This is a genomic window from Anaerococcus sp. HMSC065G05, from assembly GCF_001812365.1.
Classification (GTDB): Bacteria; Bacillota; Clostridia; order Tissierellales; family Peptoniphilaceae; genus Anaerococcus; species Anaerococcus vaginalis.
Genome location: NZ_KV808727.1, coordinates 95938 through 118084, shown reverse-complemented (window position 1 = coordinate 118084; position 22147 = coordinate 95938). Strand labels below are relative to the sequence as shown.

At 27.7% G+C, this 22147-nt stretch carries 22 protein-coding genes; 19 read left to right on the top strand and 3 right to left on the bottom strand.

Annotated elements, in window-relative coordinates; genetic code table 11:
• Positions 1–45 precede the first annotated feature (45 nt).
• Positions 46–405: a desulfoferrodoxin family protein gene (locus HMPREF2852_RS09000; protein ID WP_004838249.1), complete on the bottom strand. Its 360-nt coding sequence runs from the start codon at positions 403–405 to the stop codon at positions 46–48.
• 110 nt (positions 406–515) lie between these two features.
• Between HMPREF2852_RS09000 and HMPREF2852_RS08995 the strand changes: the two genes are divergently transcribed.
• The 8 genes from HMPREF2852_RS08995 to recQ all read left to right on the top strand — a co-directional run bounded on the left by HMPREF2852_RS08995 (position 516) and on the right by recQ (position 9246).
• On the top strand, positions 516–1646 hold the full coding sequence (locus tag HMPREF2852_RS08995; protein ID WP_070607882.1) for a THUMP domain-containing class I SAM-dependent RNA methyltransferase: 1131 nt from the start codon (positions 516–518) through the stop codon (positions 1644–1646).
• A 41-nt stretch (positions 1647–1687) separates the two neighbouring features.
• A complete protein-coding gene (locus tag HMPREF2852_RS08990; protein WP_070607879.1) occupies positions 1688–3106 on the top strand; it encodes a L,D-transpeptidase family protein in 1419 nt (472 codons plus the stop codon).
• 71 nt (positions 3107–3177) lie between these two features.
• Positions 3178–4011, top strand: a complete 834-nt coding sequence (locus tag HMPREF2852_RS08985; RefSeq protein ID WP_070607877.1) for an energy-coupling factor transporter ATPase — start codon at positions 3178–3180, stop codon at positions 4009–4011.
• Positions 4008–4865 (top strand): energy-coupling factor transporter ATPase, encoded by an 858-nt coding sequence (locus HMPREF2852_RS08980; RefSeq protein ID WP_070607875.1) that lies wholly within the window; start codon positions 4008–4010, stop codon positions 4863–4865. The genes HMPREF2852_RS08985 and HMPREF2852_RS08980 overlap by 4 nt, the downstream gene beginning before the upstream one ends.
• Positions 4858–5652 (top strand): energy-coupling factor transporter transmembrane component T family protein, encoded by a 795-nt coding sequence (locus HMPREF2852_RS08975; protein WP_070607872.1) that lies wholly within the window; start codon positions 4858–4860, stop codon positions 5650–5652. The genes HMPREF2852_RS08980 and HMPREF2852_RS08975 overlap by 8 nt, the downstream gene beginning before the upstream one ends.
• Positions 5649–6407 (top strand): tRNA pseudouridine(38-40) synthase TruA, encoded by a 759-nt coding sequence (truA, locus tag HMPREF2852_RS08970; protein ID WP_019118097.1) that lies wholly within the window; start codon positions 5649–5651, stop codon positions 6405–6407. Before HMPREF2852_RS08975 ends, truA begins: the two co-directional genes overlap by 4 nt.
• 21 nt (positions 6408–6428) lie before the next feature.
• On the top strand, positions 6429–7418 hold the full coding sequence (locus HMPREF2852_RS08965) for a DUF4097 family beta strand repeat-containing protein (protein ID WP_070607870.1): 990 nt from the start codon (positions 6429–6431) through the stop codon (positions 7416–7418).
• A gap of 40 nt (positions 7419–7458) precedes the next feature.
• Complete coding sequence (gene recQ, locus HMPREF2852_RS08960) at positions 7459–9246, top strand: DNA helicase RecQ (RefSeq protein WP_070607868.1); 1788 nt, start codon at positions 7459–7461, stop codon at positions 9244–9246.
• A 63-nt stretch (positions 9247–9309) separates the two neighbouring features.
• On the opposite strand, the gene asnA is transcribed toward recQ, so the two are convergent.
• Complete coding sequence (gene asnA / locus HMPREF2852_RS08955; RefSeq protein WP_070607866.1) at positions 9310–10323, bottom strand: aspartate--ammonia ligase; 1014 nt, start codon at positions 10321–10323, stop codon at positions 9310–9312.
• Positions 10324–10489: 166 nt separating this feature from the next.
• Between asnA and HMPREF2852_RS08950 the strand changes: the two genes are divergently transcribed.
• The 10 genes from HMPREF2852_RS08950 (at position 10490) to HMPREF2852_RS08905 (ending at position 19766) form a co-directional block, all read left to right on the top strand.
• A complete protein-coding gene (locus HMPREF2852_RS08950) occupies positions 10490–11443 on the top strand; it encodes a substrate-binding domain-containing protein (protein ID WP_070607864.1) in 954 nt (317 codons plus the stop codon).
• A gap of 144 nt (positions 11444–11587) precedes the next feature.
• Positions 11588–12448 carry a substrate-binding domain-containing protein gene (locus HMPREF2852_RS08945; RefSeq protein ID WP_070607862.1) on the top strand — a complete coding sequence of 287 codons (861 nt, stop codon included), beginning with the start codon at positions 11588–11590 and terminating at the stop codon, positions 12446–12448.
• Positions 12449–13309 (top strand): phosphate ABC transporter permease subunit PstC, encoded by an 861-nt coding sequence (gene pstC, locus HMPREF2852_RS08940; protein WP_070607860.1) that lies wholly within the window; start codon positions 12449–12451, stop codon positions 13307–13309. It begins immediately after the preceding gene.
• A gap of 9 nt (positions 13310–13318) precedes the next feature.
• Complete coding sequence (pstA, locus tag HMPREF2852_RS08935; RefSeq protein WP_070607858.1) at positions 13319–14119, top strand: phosphate ABC transporter permease PstA; 801 nt, start codon at positions 13319–13321, stop codon at positions 14117–14119.
• Positions 14120–14129: 10 nt separating this feature from the next.
• Positions 14130–14987, top strand: coding sequence for a phosphate ABC transporter ATP-binding protein PstB (pstB, locus tag HMPREF2852_RS08930; protein ID WP_070607856.1), 858 nt, complete (start codon positions 14130–14132; stop codon positions 14985–14987).
• Between the two features lies 1 nt (position 14988).
• On the top strand, positions 14989–15606 hold the full coding sequence (locus HMPREF2852_RS08925; protein WP_004838275.1) for a phosphate signaling complex PhoU family protein: 618 nt from the start codon (positions 14989–14991) through the stop codon (positions 15604–15606).
• Positions 15603–16262, top strand: coding sequence for a response regulator transcription factor (locus HMPREF2852_RS08920; RefSeq protein WP_070607854.1), 660 nt, complete (start codon positions 15603–15605; stop codon positions 16260–16262). Before HMPREF2852_RS08925 ends, HMPREF2852_RS08920 begins: the two co-directional genes overlap by 4 nt.
• Positions 16259–17878, top strand: coding sequence for a sensor histidine kinase (locus HMPREF2852_RS08915; RefSeq protein WP_070607852.1), 1620 nt, complete (start codon positions 16259–16261; stop codon positions 17876–17878). The genes HMPREF2852_RS08920 and HMPREF2852_RS08915 overlap by 4 nt, the downstream gene beginning before the upstream one ends.
• Positions 17879–17943: 65 nt before the next feature.
• Positions 17944–18234, top strand: a complete 291-nt coding sequence (locus tag HMPREF2852_RS08910) for a (2Fe-2S) ferredoxin domain-containing protein (RefSeq protein ID WP_070607851.1) — start codon at positions 17944–17946, stop codon at positions 18232–18234.
• Positions 18235–18257: 23 nt separating this feature from the next.
• Positions 18258–19766, top strand: a complete 1509-nt coding sequence (locus tag HMPREF2852_RS08905; RefSeq protein ID WP_070607849.1) for a 4Fe-4S dicluster domain-containing protein — start codon at positions 18258–18260, stop codon at positions 19764–19766.
• Positions 19767–19842: 76 nt separating this feature from the next.
• Here HMPREF2852_RS08905 and HMPREF2852_RS08900 read toward each other — a convergent pair whose 3' ends face one another.
• Positions 19843–21057 (bottom strand): FprA family A-type flavoprotein, encoded by a 1215-nt coding sequence (locus tag HMPREF2852_RS08900; protein WP_070607846.1) that lies wholly within the window; start codon positions 21055–21057, stop codon positions 19843–19845.
• A 366-nt stretch (positions 21058–21423) separates the two neighbouring features.
• Between HMPREF2852_RS08900 and HMPREF2852_RS08895 the strand changes: the two genes are divergently transcribed.
• A partial coding sequence (locus tag HMPREF2852_RS08895) for an acyl-CoA dehydrogenase family protein (RefSeq protein ID WP_186821945.1) occupies positions 21424–22147 on the top strand: 724 nt, incomplete at its 3' end.

Here is a 22147-nt window from a genome sequence, read left to right as displayed (position 1 = left end):
TAGCCTTGCAACGGCCCTTTTTAATAAAAATCTTTAATAAAAATATTATTTAATTTCTAAAGAATTTTCCCAAAGTCCATGAATATTGCAATAACTTAGTGCAAATAATGTACCTTTTTTATCAGATTTAAATTCGCCAACTGCTTTTGGTGTAGTGTAAATTTCACTTTCGCCATGAGCAGAGAAATTATAATTTGCAATTTCTACTGGCAATTTTCCACCTTCAGGAACAAAGAAAACTTTAATCCAAACAATATGATGTTCTAAAGTATTTGGGTGCGCAATTTCTTTTCCAACAAAAGCAGAAACTTCATATTTTCCTTCGCCAAGTTCTTTATATTCTAATTCTGGTACGTGTTTTTCATTTTTCCAATCGCCTGATTGAACTGTTTGTGTTAATAACATAAAATCCTCCTAAATTTTTATCTACATTTATTTAATACCCTTCCATGATAAAAAATAACAAAATTATAAAAGTTTTTAAAATTCATTGAATTTGATATAATAAATATATTATGGAAAAAATAATAATAACAACAAGCTTTGGTATGGAAAGCTTAATAAAAAGACAATTAGAAGAAGAAAATTACAAAAATTTTGAAGTTTTAAATGGAAAAATTATTTTAAATGGAAATTTGGATGATATAGGCTATTTAAATTTAAATTTAAGAGAAGCTGATAGGATATTTTTAGAAATTGAATCTTTTACTGCAAAAACCTTTGAAGAATTATTTGAAAATATAAAAAAAATAGACTGGTTTGATTATTTAAAAATCGATGATAATTTTATTGTAAATGCAAGAACTTACAAATCAAAATTGTTTTCTATTCCGTCAATCCAATCAATAAGTGAAAAAGCTATAATTGATTCATTAAAAAGAAAATATAAAATTTCAACTTTTAAAAAATCAGGCTCTCGTGTTCAAGTTGAAATTATGATTGAAAAGGATGTGGTTTCAGTTTGCCTTGATACATCAGGAGATGGTCTTCACAAAAGAGGTTATAGACAAGGAAGTGTAAAAGCCCCTATAAGAGAAAATTTGGCAGCAGGGCTTGTTGATTTATCTTTTTATAAAGATGACAGGTTTTTATTTGATGGATTTTGTGGATCAGGTACTATTTTAATTGAGGCTGCAAGAAAAGAAAGAAATATAGCGCCAGGACTTGATAGAGATTTTGATTTTACATCTTTTAAATTTTATGACAAAAAAAGATTTGAAAAAATAAAAAAAGAAGCTTATGAAAAAATTGATTATAGGAAAAAAATAAATATTCTAGGTTCTGATATATCCAAAAAAGCAATTGAGCTTGCAAAAAATAATGCTTTGAATGCAGGAGTTTATGAAGATATTACTTTTTTAAATAAGGATTTTAAAGAAATAAATTTAAAAGATAATTTTGGAATTTTCATTTCAAATCCACCATACGGAGAAAGATTATCAAGATTTGATAAGGCAAAAATTTCAAAAGTGATAAATGAAAAATTTAAAAATCTAAATACTTGGTCAATGTTTATAATTTCATCAGATGAAAATATTGATAAAAATATAAAAAGAAAATTATCCAAAAAAAGAAAATTATATAATGGAGGACAAAAAGTAGATTTATATCAATTTTTCGGCAAAAAACCAAAAAAAGATAGATAAAATTACTTTTAAGTGGTACTATAATTACAGTTATTTAGGAGGTGTTTATTATCGATAATCAACAAACAAGTAACAATACAAAAAAAGTTATTTTAACAATAGGCGGTATTGTTGTAGGAATATATATAATCGGTACTATTTTATTTACATTTGTAAGCTTACCAAATACACACGTAAATGGCAGAGATGTCTCATTTGCTCCAAAAGAATCAGTTATTGGAGATAGCGTTGGAGATTTTGATATAAAAATCAAAGGAATTGATGATAAAGAGCTAGTTTTTAATTCAAAAGATATTGACTACAAGGCAAATATTCCAAAAGGAGCAAGCCTTGACCAAAATCCACTAAAATGGCCTATAAGTTTTTTCTCAAAAGAAAGTTTTGAATTTGATTATAAAGTAAACTATGATGAAAATAAACTTGAAGATATTTTAAAAAATTCTCAGTTTATGAATAAAATAGTAGAACCAGAAGATGCAAAATTAGAATTTGATGGAAAAGAATTTAAAATAAAAGAAGAAATAAAGGGAAATAAAGTAAAATACAATAAATTAAAGGAAGCCCTAGTATCAGCAATAAAAACAAGAAATGCTGATATACAACTTGATGAATCTTTTTATGAACAACCAAAAGTTTATGCAAAAGATGAAAATTTACAAAAAGCATTAAACCAAGCAAACGAAGCATTAAAATTGAGCTTTAAATTTAATATTAATGGATTTGATTATAAAATTGAAGGCGAAAAATTAGCTGAAATGGTTGATTTTAAAGATGGAAAATTAACTTTAAATCACGAAAAAGTTACAGAATATGTAAGTAAAATGGCAGAAGAAACAAATACTTACGGCAAAAATAGAAAGTTTAAAGCCACTGATCTTGGAGAAATTACTGTAAATCCAGGAGTTTATGGATATAAATTAAATGAAGAAGAAACAATTAAATCATTTTTAGATGCTTTCGAAAAAGGTAAATCAGCAGAGATTGAGCCTGTTTATTTAAAAGCAGGTCTTAACAGATATGAGGATGGGTCTGATATTAAAGACACATATATAGAAGTAGATTTATCTAGACAACATCTTTGGTATTATAAAAATGGAGAAGTATTATTGTCAACAGATATAGTTACAGGAAGATTATCTGAGGGAGCTTTAACTAATAAAGGTGTAGGGTCTATACTTTCTAAAGAAAAAAATTCTACATTAAAGGGAAAAAATTTTGATGGAAGTGATTACAAAACTCCAGTAAAATATTGGATGCCAATAGGCTGGGATGGCGAAGGATTCCATGATGCTAATTGGAGATATTCTTTTGGTGGAAATATTTATTTATATAATGGTTCTCATGGTTGCCTAAATATGCAACCAAGTCAAGCTGAAAAATTATTTAATTTAGTTGAGCATAATACTCCTGTAGTTATATATGAATCATCAACAGATTATTCACCACCAATGTCATATTAATTTTTAAAAAGTGCTATCTATTTTTAGATAGTCGCTTTTTATGTTTAAAAAAGTATTGAAAGGAAGAAAAATTGATTAAAATTGAAAATTTAAATTTTTCTTATAAAAATAATTCAGACGAAAATGAAAATGTAGAATACACAGCAGCTTTAAATGATTTAGATTTGTCAATTAATAAGGGAGAATTTGTAGCTATTTTAGGTCATAATGGATCAGGAAAATCAACTTTGGCAAAGCTTTTGAATGGACAAATATTTCCTACAAGTGGAGATATTTTAATTTGTGGAATGAATACAAAGGATGATAAAAAAATTTGGGAAATTAGGGAAAAATGTTCTATGGTTTTTCAAAATCCTGATAATCAAATGGTGGCAACTACTGTAGAAAATGAAGTTGCATTTGGTCCTGAAAATTTGCAAATTAAAAATCCCGAATTAAGACAAAGAGTAGATGAGGCAATAAAACTTGTAGGTATGCAAGATTATATAAAAAAATCTCCTTCTGAGCTTTCAGGTGGTCAAAAACAAAGAGTTTCTATAGCTGGAGTTATAGCTATGTTATCAGATTGTATTATTTTTGATGAACCAACGGCTATGCTTGATCCAAAAGGTAGAGCCGATGTTATGAATATAATACATGATTTGAATAAAAAATATAAAAAAACAGTCGTCCATATTACTCATTATATGGAAGAGGCAGCTCTTGCTGATAGGATAATTGTTTTAAACAAAGGTAAAAAAGCACTTGAAGGAAGTGCAAGAGAAGTTTTTTCAAATGTTAAAGAAATGAAAAAATTAGGACTTACAGTTCCACAAGTTACAGAAATTGCCTATGAGCTTGAAAAAGAAGGCTATGAGTTTGAAAAATTGCCTTTAAATATAGAAGAATTTTTGGAGCTAGTATGAAAATTGAATTGAAAAATGTCGATTATATTTATAATGAAGATAGAGAAGAAAAAAGCTACGCTCTAAAAAGTATAAATTTAGAGATTAATAAACATGAAATAATTGGTTTAATCGGACAAACCGGTTCTGGAAAATCTACTTTAGTACAACTTTTAAATGGACTTTTGATTCCTACAAATGGAGATGTTTTTGTAGATGGAGTTAATACAAAAGAAAAAAAGACAAGAAGAGATATAAGATTTAAGGTTGGTCTTGTTTTTCAATATCCAGAAAATCAGTTGTTTGAAGAAACTGTTGCAAAGGATATTGCCTTTGGTCCAAAAAATATGGGTCTTTCTGATGAAGAAATCCAAAAAAGAGTAAAAAATTCTATGGAAGCAGTTGGTCTTGATTATGAAACTATAGCAGAAAAATCTCCCTTTGAATTATCTGGAGGTCAACAAAGAAGAGTTGCTCTTTGCGGAATTATTTCTATGAATCCGAAAGTTTTAGTCTTAGATGAGCTTACAGCAGGACTTGATCCAAGGGGACGAGATAATATTTTTGGAGAAATTTTAAAATTATATAACAATGACCCAGAACTTACTATTGTTTTAGTTTCGCATTCAATGGAAGATGTGGCAAAATATGTTGATAGGGTTATTGTTATGAACAAGGGAGAAATATTTTCTGATAAATCAACTTATGACACCTTTACAAAAACAGATTTATTGTCGATAGGATTGGATATTCCTCAAGTTACAAAATTTATGAAAGCCTTAAAAGAAAGAGGCGAAAATGTAAGGGATGATATTTATACTGTTGAAGATGCAGTAATTGAATTAAAAAAGTATTTGGAGGCTAAAAATGAGTAACATAGCTATAGGTCAATATTTGCCATACGATACATTTATTCATAGACTTGATCCAAGAGTAAAATTAATTGCATCTTTGCTTTTTATAATTACAATATTTTTTGTAGAAAGTTTTGTAGGATATATACCTTTTGTGATTTTATTAATTGCCATGGTAAGTATTGGAAAAATTCCTGTAAAGTCCCTAATAAAAAGTGTTAAGCCCTTGATATGGATTTTATTAATAACTGGACTTATAAATTTATTTACAACAAGTGGAAGGACACTTTTTACAATTTTTTCCTTAACGGCAACTTATGAGGGATTATATAAAACTATTTTTATGTTTGTAAGAATTATAATGATAGTTGTTTCTACTTCAGTTTTAACTTTTACAACTTCTCCAATGGAGCTTACAGATGGTTTGGAAAAATTGTTAGGGCCTTTAAAAAAATTTGGTTTTCCGGCAGGAGAGCTTGCTATGATGGTTTCAATTTCTCTAAGATTTATTCCAACTTTATTTGAAGAAGCTCAAAGAATAAAAATGGCACAAATGGCAAGAGGGGCAGATTTTGAGTCTGGAAATATTATTAACAGGGCAAAAAATATGATTCCCTTATTAGTTCCTCTTTTTATAAATTCATTTAAAAGAAGTGATGATCTTGCAACAGCGATGGAGGCAAGACTTTATAGAATTGGTAGAGAAAGAACAAGGTTAAATGAAATAAAAATGACAAAAACTGATAGTTTAGTTTTGATTTTATTTATTTTATTTTGTAGCATAGTTATTATTAAATTTTTTATATGACAATTCAAAACATTTTATTAAAGATCCAGTATGATGGGTCTTTATTTGAAGGATTTCAAATTCAAAAAAACAAAAGAACAGTACAAAAAGAGTTGGAAGATGCTATTAGGAAAGTTACTGGAGAAGAAAATAGAATTATTGCTAGTGGAAGAACAGATAGTGGTGTTCATGCAAATGAAATGTATATAAATTTTTTGACTGCCAAAAATATTAGGGCTGATAAATTTCATTTTCATCTTAAAAAATATTTACCTGATGATATTTTAGCTCTTGAATCAAAAAAAGTAGATAAAAATTTTCATGCAAGATTTTCAGTAAAAACAAAAACTTATAAGTATGTTATTTCGCTTGATAAAATTCTCCATCCAATTTATAGAAATTATATGGAGCAGGTAACTTATAAACTAGATTTTGATAAACTTAGACAAGGGATGGAAATTTTAAAGGGCGAACATGATTTTAAAGCCTTTATGCTTAGTGAAAAAAATGATATAATTAATACAATAAGAAAAATTGATGATTGCTACTTTGTTTTGAATGAAAATAGATTGTATTTATATTTTAAGGCTGAAAGTTTTCTTCACAATCAAGTTAGAATTATGGCTGGCTCTTTGATTGAATTAAGTCGTGGGAAAATTAGCCTTGATGATTTTAAATATTACTTTAATGAAAATAATACAAGAAGAGCAAATCCAACTTTAAAAGCTGGAGGGCTTTATCTTGATAGCATAGACTATAGCAATTTAAAAAGTTAGTTATTATTATGGGAGAGTTAAATGAGTAAAAATAAAAAAAATAATAGCTTTAAACTTGATAAAAAGCAAATGGCTATAGGCTTTTTTGCCCTTATTGTTTTGGCTTTAATTTTCTTTTTGTCAAGAAATATAGATTTTGCTAGTAAAGAAGGCAAGTCTTCAAAAGAAATTAATGAAAATTCTTATAATTCATCAAAGATTATGAGAGTTGACCTTGATGATCTAAAATCAATTGATTTTGATTTGAATACTTGTGATGTAAGAATTCAAGAGTCTTCTACAAACCCTTACGTAGAATATACAAATCTTTATAAAGATGATTATTCCTATGAAGTAAAAACTAAATATAAAGATGGTAATTTAAAATTATCTTCTGATATAAAGGGAAAAGAACTTTATATGAAAAATAAAATTCAAATTGTTAGAATTTTTTTGCCAAAAAATAAATATCTAGAAAGTATCAAGGGCAGAGTTGGTGCTGGGGATATAAAAATAAGTGGGCTTTCATGTAAAGATTTGGATTTTGATTTAAAAAGCGGAAATATTTCTTTTGAAAATTCAAAAATTTCTGGTGCAGTTAAAAATAAAACTGGCTCTATTATGCTAAAAAAATCTGAAATCAAAAATACTAATTTGACAACAACAAGTGGAAATATTTTGGTTTCCGATTGCAAGCTTATGGCAAATGAATCAATGGAAACAGAAAATGGAGATATAAAAATAAAAATTAAAGATCCAATAAATTCTTTTAATATTAATGCCAAATTAAATGTAGGAAATTTTGTTTTGGGAGATGTTTCTTATAGAAATATTTTGGATGGATACCAAACTGGAAAAAATAAAAAGAAAATCCTAAATCTTAAAACAAACATAGGAGATATTTTGTTTAATCAAAATGAAAAAGAACAAATAAATGAAGAAGATTTTATAGATGGGCCAGATGAACAATCTTCAAATGAATCTTCAAATTCAAATGACGACAATATAAATAATAAAGATGAAAATAATTAAGTGTTAGGCTTAATTATTTTTTTTAGGTAAAAGGTAGGATATGGATATTTTAAAAAGTTTAAAAAAATATTTTGGTTTTGATTCTTTTAGAAAAGGGCAAGATGAATTAGTTGAAAATATATTAAAAGGAAATGACGTCTTGGGAGTTTTACCGACAGGAGGTGGCAAATCAATTTGCTACCAACTTCCGGCATTAATGCTTGATGGAATTTGCCTTGTGATTTCTCCTTTAATTTCTTTAATGAAAGATCAGGTAGATTCTTTAAAGGAAAATGGAATTAAGGCAGAATTTATAAATTCAAGCCAAGATATTAAAACTTATACACAAACTTTAAGAAAAATAAAAAGAAATGAAATAAAAATTTTATATATTTCCCCAGAAAGATTAGAAAATGAATTTTTCATCGATTTTATTAAAGATTTAAATATTTCTTTTATAGCAGTTGATGAGGCACATTGTATTTCTCAGTGGGGACATGATTTCAGACCATCATATAAATTAATTCCCCAAATTTATGATTTGTTTGATAAAAAAATACAAATAGCAGCCTTCACTGCAACAGCTACAAAATCAGTTAGAGAAGATATAATAAATAATTTAAAATTATCTGATCCTTTTGTAAAAGTTACAGGATTTGATAGGGAAAATCTTTTGTTTGAAGTAAGAAAGCCAAAAGATAAATTGGCATTTCTTTCGAATTATTTATCAGATAAAAAAGATTTATCGGGAATTATTTATGCCTCAACTAGAAAAAGGGTTGAAACTTCTTATAAATATTTGAAAAAATTATCTTATAATGTAACTTTGTACCATGCGGGACTAAGCGATAAGGAAAAAAAGAAAAATCAAGAAGACTTTATTTATGATAGAAAAAATATAATTGTTGCAACAAATGCTTTTGGAATGGGAATTGATAAATCTGATGTAAGATATGTAATTCACATGAATATGCCAAAGGATATGGAATCTTATTACCAAGAAGCGGGCAGGGCAGGAAGAGATGGCGAAAAATCTGATGCAATTTTACTTTATTCAACCCAAGATATAGTTATAAATAAATATTTAATTTCTCAATCTCCAAACAGAGCATATCAATTAGTAAAACTAGAAAAACTTCAAACAATAATAAATTATGTAAATACAAATAAATGTTTGAGGGCATTTATTTTGGAATATTTTGGTCAAGATGCAAAAGAAAGATGTAATAATTGTTCGAATTGCCTAGATGATTATGAAAAAATTGACGTAAGCCTTGATAGTCAAAAAATTTTATCTTGTATTTATAGATTAGGACAAAGATATGGGATTTCTACAATTGTCGATTGTTTAAAAGGGTCAAATAACAAAAATTCCAAAGAAAAAAATTTAAAAAATATATCAACTTTTGCTTTGATGAAAGAAAATAATACAAAATATATAAAAGATCTAATTGGAATTTTGATAGCAGATGGTTATATAAAAGTTTCTGGTTTTAAATATCCAATCTTAAAATTAAATGAAAAATCAAAAGAAGTTTTATTTTCTAAAAAGAAAGTTTATATTAGGGATTTGAAAGAAGAAAATAAAAAAGAAAAAATTGATAAATTTAATGGAAATTTTGATTATGACATAGATTTATTTAATAATTTGAAAAAATTAAGGCTAGAAATTTCTAAAAAAAGAAATATTCCGCCTTTTATAGTTTTCTCTGACGCATCTTTAATAGATATGGCAAGATTAAAACCAAAAAATGAAAGAGATTTTTTGAAAATAAAAGGAGTAGGCGAAAAAAAATTAAGTCAATATGGGGACTTGTTTATTGGAAAAATTATAGAATTTGATAATTAAAAAATAAAAAAGGATTAGAATACCTATTCAAAAACTCTTAGGTATAAAAATCCTTTTTTTAATTTATAATAATATAACTGAATTTTTCTTTAGTTCTTCTCTCATTTCATCTGGCCAATAGGATACTTGAACTTCTCCAATGTGAGCTTTTTGTAAAAAGAACATACAAAGTCTTGATTGACCGATTCCACCTCCTATTGTTTGTGGAAGTTCATTATTTACAAGTAATTTGTGATACTTATAATTTAATCTTTCTTCGCAATCAGAAATTTTTAATTGTTCTTTTAGTGTTTTTGCATCAACTCTTATTCCCATTGATGATAGTTCTAATTGGTCATCTAAAACTGGATTGTAAACTAAAATATCTCCATTTAAATTCCAATCGTCATAATCTGGAGATCTTAAATCGTGAACTTCTCCATTTGATAAAACTTTTCCGATTTGCATTAAAAATATTGCCTTATATTTTTTGCAAGCAGCTTTTTCTCTTTCCTTACTGTCTTTACATTCTGGAAATTCATCTATTAATTCTTGGCTTGTCATAAATTTTATATTATTTGGCAACAATTTAACTCTTTTTGGAATTAGATGACAAAGATATTCGTCTAGGGCTCTTAGGGTATTAAAAATTGTAAGAACTGTTGCTTTTAAATAATCTACATTTCTATCGCTAGGCTCAATTACTTTTTCCCAATCCCATTGGTCAACATAAAATGAGTGAGTATTATCTGGCACTTCACATCTTCTAATTGCGTTCATGTCAGTGTAAAGTCCTTCATACATTGCAAAATTATATTCTTTTAGAGCATATCTTTTCCATTTTGCAAGTGAGTGAACAATTTCCATTTTTTCATTATTTGCTTCAGGAAGTGTAAATTTAACAGGTTCTTCAACACCAGATAGGTTATCATTTAAACCAGTAGAATTTTCTACAAATAAAGGTGCTGAAACTCTTTTTAAATTCAAATTATTTGATAAATTTATTTGGAAAAAATCTTTTATTTCTTTTATTAACATTTGTGTCTTATATAAATTTTTATCGCTTTGATAATTTTCTGGTATTTTTATTTCTTGCATATTCTCTCCTAATTCTTTTTCTATTTTTACTATTAGATTATATAGTTTTTTATATTAATTACAAGATTTTAAAATAATTAACATAAATTTTACATTTGCCTAATCATTTCAAAACAAAAAGGATTTATTATTCATAATGAAGTTACAAATATTAAAGGAGAAAATAATGAAAATTAAAAATTCAAAAATTATAGTTGCGGCACTTTCCTTATCAATGATTTTATCAGCTTGTGGAAATAAGGATAATTCAAATGATGGATCAAACGGATCAAATCCAACTGAAAATGTAAGTACTGCAAGTGAGAAAAAAGAAGGCGAAAATACTAAAGCTAATGAAGAAGATTTTGATATAACTGTTGTATCAAGAGAAGATGGTTCAGGAACAAGGGGAGCTTTTATTGAACTTGTTGGTCTTGAAGAAGAAAAAGATGGAGAGAAAAAAGATTTAACAACTGATGAGGCTGTAGTTCAAAATTCTACAAATGGAGTTATGCAAACTGTATCTCAAGATCCATCTGCAATTGGTTATGTTTCTTTGGGAAGTGTAAATGATAATGTAAAAAAAGTAAAAGTTGATGGAGCAGAAGCTACAGAAGAAAATATTGAATCTGGAGCTTATACTTTACAAAGACCATTTAATCTTGCTTTCAAAGAAGATAAACTTGACGATTTGGCAAAAGACTTCTTGGCATTTGTTTTGAGCAAAGACGCTCAAGAAATAGTTGAAAAAGAAGGATATATTAAAGTTGAAGCAAAAGATTATGAAGGCAAAAAAATCAAAGGAGATTTAACAATTGCAGGTTCAACATCTGTTACTCCTCTTATGGAAAAACTTGTAGAAAAATATAAAGATGTAAATCCAGATGCAAATATAGAAATTCAATCTACAGGATCATCTTCAGGAATTGAATCAACAATTTCTGATGTTAGTCAAATTGCTATGGCATCAAGAGAATTAAAAGATGATGAAAAAGATAAACTTCAAGTAGAAGTTTTGGCAAAAGATGGAATTGCAGTAATTGTTAATAAAGAAGATTCTAAAATAAATGACTTAACAAAAGATCAATTAAAAGAAATTTTCTCAGGAAAAATTAAAAATACAGCTGATTTAAGCAAATAATAATTTTAAATAGGCTCTAGGAGATTTCCTATGAGCTTATTTTTTTGAAATTTTTTATAAACTTTACACAGATTTTACATAAGATTTATCAAATCAATACAAGGATTTAATATTATTATGTAAAGAAAATGAGAAGGAGATTGTATGGCAAAAAAAATATTATTGCTTATTTCTACTTTGCTTTTAATTACATCTTGCACTGGCAAAAAAACAAATGTAAATAAGAGCAAAAATTTTGACCTTACTGTTACAAGTAGGGAAGATGGTTCAGGAACGAGAAAAAGTTTTATCGAACAAGTTGGTTTGATAAAGGAAGATAAAAATGGAAATTATAAAGATTTGACAACAGATAATTCTATGGTAATAAATTCGACAAGTGGAGTTTTGAAAGCTGTTGGAGTTGACAAAACTGCAATAGCTTATGTATCTTTAACATCTTTGGATGATTCAGTTAAAGCTATTAAAATTGATGGAGTAAGTCCAAATAAAAATACAATTGAAAGTGGCGAATATAAGTTGCAAAGACCATTTGGACTTGCCTACAAAAAAGATTCAGCCAAAGACTTATCCAAAGATTTTTTGGAATATGTTAAAAGCAAAAGTGCAAAAAAATTAATTGAAGATGAAGGACTTCTTGCTATTACAAATGAAAAAGAATATAAATCAAAAAATCTCAAGGGTAAATTAACAATTACAGGCTCATCATCACTAAGTTCAATTGTAGAAAAACTTGCTGAAAATTATGAAAAATTAAATAAAAATGTTGAAGTTGAAGTTTTATCCAACGAATCATTGACAGGTTTAAAAAATGTTAAAGATAATGTTGTAGATATTGCTATGGTTTCAAATAAATTGCAAGATGAAAATCTTTTTTCAGAAATTTTTGCCATTGATGGCATAGCAATAATTGTAAATAAAGATAATACTCAAATTAATGATTTGACAATGGAACAATTGAGAGATATTTATAGGGGAGAGATAAAAAATACAGGAGAGTTAAAATAAATGAAATCATTTAAGGAAAAATTTGGAGAAATTGTATTTTTAATTTCTGCTATTATGTCTATTTTATTAATAATTCTTATTACTTTTTTTATTTTTAGATCAGGGATAGATTTTGTTAATAAATATGGACTTATAAAATTTATTACAGGAAATAAATGGGCGCCAACTGCAAAACCAGCATTTTTTGGAATAGGCCCAATGATTGTAGGCTCAATTATTGTAACAATTTTATCAGCAATAATTGCAATTCCATTTGGACTTGCTGTATCAATTTTTATGGCTTATTATTCAAAAAAATCCTACAATTTTTTGAACGGACTTATTAATTTGATGGCAGCAATTCCTTCAATTATTTATGGATTTTTTGCTATGATGGTTTTGGTTCCATTTATTTCAAAAACTTTTAAAACTGGTGGAATGAATATGCTAACCGCATCAATTTTATTAGCAATTATGATCCTTCCAACCATGGTAAATATTTCAAAAAATTCCTTAGAGCAAGTTCCAGAAGTTTTTTATACAGGCTCTCTTGCTCTTGGTGCTACAAAGGAAGAAACAATTAGAAAAGTCATGGTGCCTTATGCAAAAAGCGGAATTTATTCTTCAATAATTCTTGCTATTGGAAGATCAATCGGAGAAACTATGGCAGTGTATTTGGTAATTGGAAACCAACCAAGAATGCCTAATAGTCTTTTTGATGGAGTGAGAACTCTTACAACAAATATAGTTTTGGAAATGGGCTATGCATCTGGTCTTCACAGAGAGTCCCTCATTGCCACAGGTATGGTTTTATTTGTATTTATTCTTTTAATAAATATAATATTTAATTTTATAAGAAATAAAGATCAATCAAGAATGTAGAGGTAGAAGATGAAAAAATCTTTTAAAATAATAATTTATGTCTTATCACTTTTGGGATTTGCTGCAGGTGGAATTGTTATTGCATATATTTTATTAAATGGAATTCCAAATATTTCGCCGTCACTTTTTGAATTTAAATATTCATCCCAAAATGTTTCTATAATTCCAGCTCTTGTTACAACGTTTTTATCAATTTTGATAACCCTACTTGTAACTTTGCCAATAGGAATTTTTACTGCAATTTATTTGTCCCAATATGCAAAAAATAAATTTATAATTAAATCTGTAAGATTTGCTACAGAAATTCTTTCATCAATCCCATCAATCGTTTATGGTTTGTTTGGATATTTATTTTTTGTTGATGCCCTTCATTTGGGATATTCCTTAATCGCTGGTTGCTTGACAGTTTCAATTATGATTCTTCCAACTATAATTAGAACAACAGAAGAGGCGATTTTAAATGTAAATCCTCTCCAAGCTCACGCATCACTTGCTCTTGGTGCTACAAAAATTCAAACAATTTTTAAAATAATAATTCCAGAAGCAATAAATGGAATTTTGGGAGGAATATTTTTATCAACAGGAAGAATAGTAGGAGAATCAGCAGCCTTAATTTATACAATGGGAACTGTAGCCAAAACACCTTCATCAATTTTTGATTCTGCAAGAACTATGGCAGTTCACATGTATGTTTTGTCGACTGAAGGTTTTCATGTAAAAGAAGCTTATGCAACGGCTGTTTTGCTTTTAGTTTTTGTAATTTTACTTAATTTTGTATCAGCAAAAATTTCAAAAGCAATAGTAAAATAAGGAGATAATAATGGAAAAAACAAAGAATGAAAATTTAAATAAATTTTTATCAGAAGATAAGAATAGGATAAAAACTTTTTTTGGAAAAAACGAAGAAAATAATTTAGAAAATAAAAAAACAATAATCAATGTAAAAGATTTAGATTTATTTTATGGAGATTTTCAGGCCTTAAAAAAAATAAATATGGAAATTAAAGAAAATGAAATCACAGCCTTTATTGGTCCAAGCGGTTGTGGAAAATCTACAACTTTAAAATGTTTCAATAGGATGAATGATTTGGTTGATGATTGTAAAATAAAAGGACTAATAGAAATTGACGGCAAGGATATTAATAAAAAAAATGTTGATGTTGTTAGTTTAAGAAGAAATGTAGGCATGGTTTTTCAAACACCCAATCCTTTTTCAAAATCAGTTTATGACAATATAACTTACGGTCCAAAAATTGATGGTATCAAAGATAAGGATGAGCTTGATGCGATTGTAGAAAAATCTTTAAAAGCTGCAAGCGTATGGGATGAAGTAAAAGATAAATTAGACAGAAATGCTCTATCATTTTCTGGTGGACAACAACAAAGAATTTGTATAGCAAGAGCTCTTTCTGTAAATCCAGAAATAATTTTGATGGACGAGCCAACAAGCGCCCTTGATCCAATTTCTACTGCATCAATTGAAGAATTATTAGAAGATTTAAGGGGTAAATATACTATAGTAATAGTTACTCATAATATGCAACAAGCAGCAAGAATTTCTGATAGAACGGCATTTTTCTTGACTGGAGAAGTTATTGAAATGGATGAAACAAAAAAAATATTTAATGATCCAAAAGATAAAAGAACTGAAGATTATATAACAGGAAGGTTCGGTTGATATGAGAACAAGATATATTGAAGATTTAAATAATATTAGGGAAATGGAAAAAAATGTTTCGGAGCTAATCGAGGTGTCATACGATAGATTTATTTTATATGTTGAAAATAATCAAAAAAATAATCTTGAAGAGATAATTGACCTTGATCATGATATTAGACAATATGGCGCAGATATAGAAAGATTTTGCTATGATCTTTTGGCTTTGCAACAACCAGTTGCAAGAGATTTGAGATTTTTACAAATGTCTATTAAACTTGCATCAACCTACAAAAGAATTTCAAATCATTTGGCACAAGCTGCTGCAATTATTTTGGAATTTCCATTAAGAGATGAAGAAAGAGAATTTGTAAAAGAATTTATTAAAAATCAAAAAGATATGAATATTAACAGCATTCAAAGTTTCGAAGACAATGATAATGAACTTGCCCTAAGAACAATAGAAGATGACCAAATTAATAATAAATTATTTGAAGATTGCATTCATTATCTTGTAAAACTTACAAAAACAGACCAAATAACACCTATGGAATTGTCTGAAAAAGTACTTTTCTATAAATATTTTGAAAGAGTAGGAGATAGGCTAGCAAAAATAGCTGATTATTCAACGAGATTATGATTTATGTTGTAGAAGATGACAAGGCAATAAGAAATTTAGTTTTATATGCTTTAAAAGAAAAAAATTATCAAGTTAGAGGCTTTGAAGACAGTCTGAATGTTGTAGAATCTTTGAAAAATGAGAATGTAGATTTGTTAATTTTGGATATAATGTTGCCAGAAAAAGATGGAATAGAAATTTTAAAAGAAGTTAGAGAATTTTCAGATATTCCTATAATAATGCTCACAGCAAAAAATGACGAATATGATAAAGTTTTGGGACTTGAAAGCGGAGCGGATGATTATATTACCAAACCATTTTCTATTTTAGAATTAATTTCAAGAATTAAGGCTGTTTTAAGAAGAAGCGAAAAGAAAGATAGCGAGCATTTATCTTATAAAAACATAAGAGTAAATATCAAAAAAAGAACAGCAAAAATTGATGGAGAAAAAATCGACTTAACCTATAAGGAATTTGAAATGCTCTTGTTATTTTTGTCAAATATTGGTAATGTTATAACAAGAGAAGATTTTCTACTAAAAATTTGGGGCTATGATTATGAGGGCGAAACAAGAACAGTTGACGTTCACATAGCAAGTCTTAGAAATAAATTAAAATCTGCAGGCGTTCACATAAAAACTGTAAGAAATTTAGGATATAAACTTGGAGAAATATGAAAAAAATAATTGAGAAAAATATTAATATTATAACAAGTTCACTAATTATTGTTATTTTTATAATTTTCTCTTTATTTTCTTATCAAAGACAAACAAAAGCTCAAGATGAATTTGTAGAAAATTCTTTGAGCTTTTTTGCTTTTGGAGAAATTGACGGAAATAAAGTTAAAAATTTTAAAAAATCCTACAAATACGATTTGCTAGTAAAAGATGAAAAAGAAAAAGTCATCTATAATACTGGGATAGATAAAAATATAATAAAAAATTATGAGTTTGAAGATATTGATATAGTAAAAAAATCCAAAAAAAATTACCTAGGCTATGAAAGAAAAATTTTTGCGAAAAAATCTCATGACAAAATATTTGCCATAGAATTTTATAATACTTCTTTTCTTTTGTATCTTTTTAAAAGAATTTATATGTTAATATTTGCAATAATTTTTGCTCTAATAATAAATAAATTTTTCACAAATTCCCTATACGAAAAACTTATAAATCAATTCAAAGAAAAAATAAATGATAAAAAAGATTTTGAAGATTTAAAAGACAATCCAAAAAAATATTTGGACAGATTAATAAATGAAAAAGGAAAAATTGAAGATGAAAATTTAAAATTAAAAACAAGAATAGCCAATATTGAAAAAATAACATCAAATATGGAAGAAGGATTTATATATTTCGATAAAGATGGAAACATTGTAATAATTAACGATGCTGCAAAAAATTTATTAAATATCAACAGAGAAAATAAACTAGATAATTTAATTGACAATGAAGACTTTAAACTTGCCCTAAGACAAACAAGACTTCTAAAAAAAGGAAAAAATTTAGATTTGGATCTTGATGAAATTTCAGTAAAAATATTTTTGGATCCTGTAATATATGAAGTTATTGTTTCTTATATTGTGATTGTAATTGACAATTCAAAAAACAAAAAAGCAGAAGCAATGCGAAGAGAATTTAGCTCAAATGTAAGCCATGAATTAAAATCTCCTCTTACAAGTATAAATGGTTATGCAGAGCTAATAGCCACAGGCCTTGCAAAAGATGACGATATAAAAAAATTTGGACAAATTATAAATGAAGAAGGAAATAGACTTTTAAATATTATTGACGATATATTAAAACTTTCAAAACTTGATGAAGAAAATTTACAAGAAGGAAAAACCATAGTAAATATAAAAAATGTCGTCGATCAAAGTATAAATAGATTTAAAAGAATTTCTGAAATGAAAAATATCAAAGTCGAAAACAAAGTTTGTGATATAAATATAAAAACTCACGAATCACTTTTTACAGACTTAGTTACAAATATTTATGAAAATGCAATAAAGTACAACAAAACAAACGGACAAATTACAATAAAATGTGAAAAAAATAAAAAAAATATAAAATTAATAATTGAAGATAGGGGAATTGGCATAAAAAAAGAAGATTTGCCAAGAATTTTTGAAAGATTTTATGTAGCTGATAAACAAAGAACAAGAACATTAAAATCAACAGGACTTGGCTTATCAATCGTAAAACATATTTGTGATTATTTAAATTACGATATAAAGGTAGAAAGCAAATATGGATATGGAAGTAAATTTATAATTTCAATTCCAGTTTTGTAATTTTAATTTTTAATTTTATTTGATATAATTATTATGAGTAATTATTAAAATTTTAAGGAGTAGATATGAAAATACAAGTTTGTGCAGGCGCAAGATGTACTATGCTAGGATCTGACATAATTTATAATAGATTGTCAGATTTTGTAGAAGAATTTAATAATAGAATATATAAGGGCGATTTAGATGTACAAGAAATCGAACTTGAAATAGAAATGGTAACTTGCAATGATGTTTGCAAAAAAAATAAAAAAAATTCCCCAGTTGTTATTGTTGACGGAAAAATTTTTACAAATGCAAAAACACAAGTTATCATGGAGTACATATTAGATAAGGCTTTTGAAGAAAATTTTAAATAAAATATTTAAGGAAAGAATAAATAATGAAAGAAACATACATAAACATATTAAATATTAGAAGAATGGCCTTTGAACACATAGCAAAAATTGCTTTTGAAAATAGGCCAATATATGACATAGCTACAGAAGTATTTGATATACTTCCAGGAGAAGAAGCATCTTATAGGGAAAATATTTTTAGAGAAAGAGCAGTAATGGGCGAAAGACTAAGAATGGGAGTTGGTCTTCACGCAAGAACAGCCGATAATACTGGGGCTATTACTGATGGTTTGGATGACGAAGATTTTGATATAAAAAAATATGAACCACCACTTGTTTCAGTAATAAAAATAGCTTGCGAAGCATGCCCTGAAAATAGGGTTGAAGTTACAAATACTTGTAGAGCATGTATTGCCCACCCATGCGTAAATGTTTGTCCTAAAAATGCTATCACCTACACATCAAAAGGTTCAATAATTGACCAAGATAAATGTATAAAATGTGGAAAATGCGTAGAAGCTTGTCCATACAATGCTATTGCTCATACAAAAAGACCATGTGCAGAATCTTGTGGAGTTAAGGCGATAAAAAGTGATAAATTAGGAAGAGCAGAAATTGACGATGACAAATGTGTAGCTTGTGGAAGATGTATAACATCTTGTCCATTTGGAGCGATTTCAGATAAAACAGAAATTTACCAATTGGCAAAAGCATTAAATACAGATAAACACGTTTACGCAATTGTTGCACCATCATTTGTAAGACAATTTGGTCAAATGGCATCTCCTGTTCAAATTAAAGAAGCAATTAGAGAATTAGGTTTTAGAGATGTAATAGAAGTTGGACTTGGAGCAGACCTTACAACATTAAATGAAGCCCACGAATACGTAGAAAGCGTGCCAGAAAAAATTCCATTTATGGGAACATCATGCTGTTATTCTTGGAAATTAATGGTGAAGAAAAAATTCCCAGAAATAAATGATAAAATTTCTGAATCATCAACACCAATGATTTATTCAGGAAAACACATCAAAAAAATGGATGAAAAAGCACAAGTAGCATTTATTGGGCCATGCATTTCAAAAAAACTTGAAGCAAGAAGACCAGAAGTTGCAGAAACAATTGATTATGTAATAACTTATGAAGAATTAATGGGAATGTTCTTGGCAAAAGACATAGACCCTGCAGAAATAAAAATTGAAGAAGATTGGCAAGATGCATCAGAAACAGGAAGAAATTATGCAGTAAGCGGAGGAGTAGCTGAAGCTGTAAAAAGAAGAATTGCAGAAATAAATCCTGATTTAGAAGTTAATGTAGAAAAAGCAGAAGGACTTGCCGACTGCGTAAAACTTGCCCAAATGGCAAAACTAGGAAGAAAAGACGGACTATTATTAGAAGGAATGGCTTGCGTAGGAGGATGCGTAGGAGGTCCTGGAACCTTAATTTCAGAATTAAAAACAGGCAAAGCAGTAAAACAATTTGCCAAAGAATCAATCTACAAATCCCCATACGACAACAAAAACATCCCAGAAGAAGATAAACCAAAAGACTGAAAATTGAGAGCATAGTAATATGCTCTTTTTTTTCGGACAAAAAAAGATGCGAATTTTCGCATCTTTTTAATATTTTTTACTTATCTAAATCTTCCTTAATAGCCTTAGCTAAATTTTCAAGAGTTTTTTCTTGGTCATCTTTCATTGAAGAGTTTATTATGAAATCTTCTCCAACGTATTCGTGTTTTCCTTTTTCAAGAATTTCTTTTGCTTGTTCAAGAGATTTTCCACCCCATGAATAATTGTGAATGAATGAGATGTGTCTGTCTTGGTAGCCTGTTCCAACTAATTCTCTAAGTAAGGCATCCATCTTATGGTATAAACTTGCATTATAATTCATTGCTACAAAAACTTGGTTTGAATATTTGTGGCTATCAGCAATAATATATGAAAAATCATTGTCAGAAACATCATATAATTTTATATTTTCAACTCCAAGTTCATCAAGTTTTGAAGCTAAAATATCAGCTGCTAATTCTGTGTTTCCATACATTGAAGAAAATACTATATTTACACCCTTAACTTCTGGTTTAAAATTTGCCCACTTATCATATTTATCTAAAATAAATTCTATTGATTCTTTGTCATCATAAACAGGTCCGTGAAGTGGTAAAATTCCATTAATTTCAAAATCAGATACTTTTTTAAGAAGATTTGTAACCATTTTTCCTTGTTTTCCAACTATATTTATATAATATCTTCTATTTTCATCAAGCCAAGAATCTTTTTTAATGTAGTGTTTAGCTGAAATATGTCCTTGTAAAACTCCAAATGAACCAAAAGCATCAGCTGAGAAGAATAAACCTTCTGTTGTTTCATAAGTCATAAAAACTTCTGGCCAGTGAACCATTGGAGCAAAAACAAATTTCAAATTTCTTTTACCAATATTTAATTCATCGCCATCTTTAATTTCTAAAAATCTATCTTCGTTGTATTTATCGTTTGGATAAAATTGATGGAAAAATTTTATTGTTTTTTGATTTCCTACAAATTTACAATTTGGATATTTGTCCAAAATAAAATCAATTGATCCACAATGGTCAGGTTCCATGTGTTGAACGATAATATAATCTAAATCTTCTCCATCAAGTGCTTTTTCAACATTATCAAGATAAGTTCTTATCACAGAAGAATCAGAGCCATCCATCAAAACATTTTTTTCATCTTTTATAATATATGAATTGTAAGTTACGCCATTTGGAAGGGTAAACATATTTTCAAATCTTTTTAAATCCCTATCATTGGCGCCCACCCAATAAATATTTTCATAAACTTTTTTTATAAATTGCATATAACCTCCAAAGTTTTATTTTTCTTAAAACCTATTATACCTTAATAAGTATAAAATTAAATAAAAAATAAAGCTATCATTATTTAAATTTTAATATTTTCACTAGAAAACTTTTTCATAAGCAAAGTTTTTAAATATATATTTTTATTACAAAAAAATATTTGAAAAAATTCTAAAAAATTTGATTAAATAAAGAATTTTAGGATATATAATAAGTGTAGATGTTTTACATATTCATATATTGCAATTTAATTTTATCATTATTTTTAATCTTTATAAAAATAAATTGTGTTGACAAAAAAACATTTTCAGTATAGAATTATATTGTAAAACAAAAATGGATATTATATTTTTTAGGAGGAATATATGCTTTTTAAAACAACAGATGAGCATGAAGCTTTACGTAAAAAAGTCAGAGAATTTGCTGAAGAAAAAGTAAAACCAATTGCTTTTGAGCTTGATCAAAACAACGAATTTCCTGACGAAATTGTAAAGGAAATGGGAGAATTAGGATTTTTAGGAATTCCTTATCCTAAGAAATACGGTGGTCAAGGTTTAGACGTAATGAGCTATGCGATCACAGTTGAAGAATTATCAAGAGTTGATGGTGGTGTTGGAGTTATTTGTTCTGCACATACATCTTTGGGTTCATGGCCTATCTACGCTTTTGGTACAGAAGAACAAAAGAAAAAATATTTAACACCATTAGCTAAAGGTGAAAAAATTGGTGCATTTGGTCTTACAGAAGAAAATGCTGGATCTGATGCAGGTGGAACAGAAACAACAGCTGAATTAGATTTGGATGGAAAAAGATATATTTTAAATGGTAAAAAAATCTTTATTACTAACGCACCAAAAGCAGATACATACGTAGTATTTGCAGTAACAACTCCAGGAATTGGAACCCATGGTATTTCAGCATTCATAGTTGAAAAAGGAATGGAAGGATTTACATGTTCTGATCACTATGACAAATTAGGTATTAGATCTTCATGTACTGCTGAATTACATTTTGATAATGTAAAAGTTCCTAAAGAAAATCTTTTAGGAAAAGAAGGTCAAGGATTTAAGATTGCTATGGCAACTCTTG

Excerpts from the sequence above, each read along its gene's own strand:
- HMPREF2852_RS09000 (WP_004838249.1), bottom strand. The coding sequence starts at position 405 with ATGTTATTAACACAAACAGTTCAATCAGGCGATTGGAAAAATGAAAAA.
- HMPREF2852_RS08995 (WP_070607882.1), top strand. The coding sequence starts at position 516 with ATGGAAAAAATAATAATAACAACAAGCTTTGGTATGGAAAGCTTAATA.
- HMPREF2852_RS08980 (WP_070607875.1), top strand. The coding sequence starts at position 4,008 with ATGAAAATTGAATTGAAAAATGTCGATTATATTTATAATGAAGATAGA.
- HMPREF2852_RS08975 (WP_070607872.1), top strand. The coding sequence starts at position 4,858 with ATGAGTAACATAGCTATAGGTCAATATTTGCCATACGATACATTTATT.
- truA (WP_019118097.1), top strand. The coding sequence starts at position 5,649 with ATGACAATTCAAAACATTTTATTAAAGATCCAGTATGATGGGTCTTTA.
- HMPREF2852_RS08965 (WP_070607870.1), top strand. The coding sequence starts at position 6,429 with ATGAGTAAAAATAAAAAAAATAATAGCTTTAAACTTGATAAAAAGCAA.
- recQ (WP_070607868.1), top strand. The coding sequence starts at position 7,459 with ATGGATATTTTAAAAAGTTTAAAAAAATATTTTGGTTTTGATTCTTTT.
- asnA (WP_070607866.1), bottom strand. The coding sequence starts at position 10,323 with ATGCAAGAAATAAAAATACCAGAAAATTATCAAAGCGATAAAAATTTA.
- HMPREF2852_RS08950 (WP_070607864.1), top strand. The coding sequence starts at position 10,490 with ATGAAAATTAAAAATTCAAAAATTATAGTTGCGGCACTTTCCTTATCA.
- HMPREF2852_RS08945 (WP_070607862.1), top strand. The coding sequence starts at position 11,588 with ATGGCAAAAAAAATATTATTGCTTATTTCTACTTTGCTTTTAATTACA.
- pstC (WP_070607860.1), top strand. The coding sequence starts at position 12,449 with ATGAAATCATTTAAGGAAAAATTTGGAGAAATTGTATTTTTAATTTCT.
- pstA (WP_070607858.1), top strand. The coding sequence starts at position 13,319 with ATGAAAAAATCTTTTAAAATAATAATTTATGTCTTATCACTTTTGGGA.
- pstB (WP_070607856.1), top strand. The coding sequence starts at position 14,130 with ATGGAAAAAACAAAGAATGAAAATTTAAATAAATTTTTATCAGAAGAT.
- HMPREF2852_RS08925 (WP_004838275.1), top strand. The coding sequence starts at position 14,989 with ATGAGAACAAGATATATTGAAGATTTAAATAATATTAGGGAAATGGAA.
- HMPREF2852_RS08920 (WP_070607854.1), top strand. The coding sequence starts at position 15,603 with ATGATTTATGTTGTAGAAGATGACAAGGCAATAAGAAATTTAGTTTTA.
- HMPREF2852_RS08915 (WP_070607852.1), top strand. The coding sequence starts at position 16,259 with ATGAAAAAAATAATTGAGAAAAATATTAATATTATAACAAGTTCACTA.
- HMPREF2852_RS08910 (WP_070607851.1), top strand. The coding sequence starts at position 17,944 with ATGAAAATACAAGTTTGTGCAGGCGCAAGATGTACTATGCTAGGATCT.
- HMPREF2852_RS08905 (WP_070607849.1), top strand. The coding sequence starts at position 18,258 with ATGAAAGAAACATACATAAACATATTAAATATTAGAAGAATGGCCTTT.
- HMPREF2852_RS08900 (WP_070607846.1), bottom strand. The coding sequence starts at position 21,057 with ATGCAATTTATAAAAAAAGTTTATGAAAATATTTATTGGGTGGGCGCC.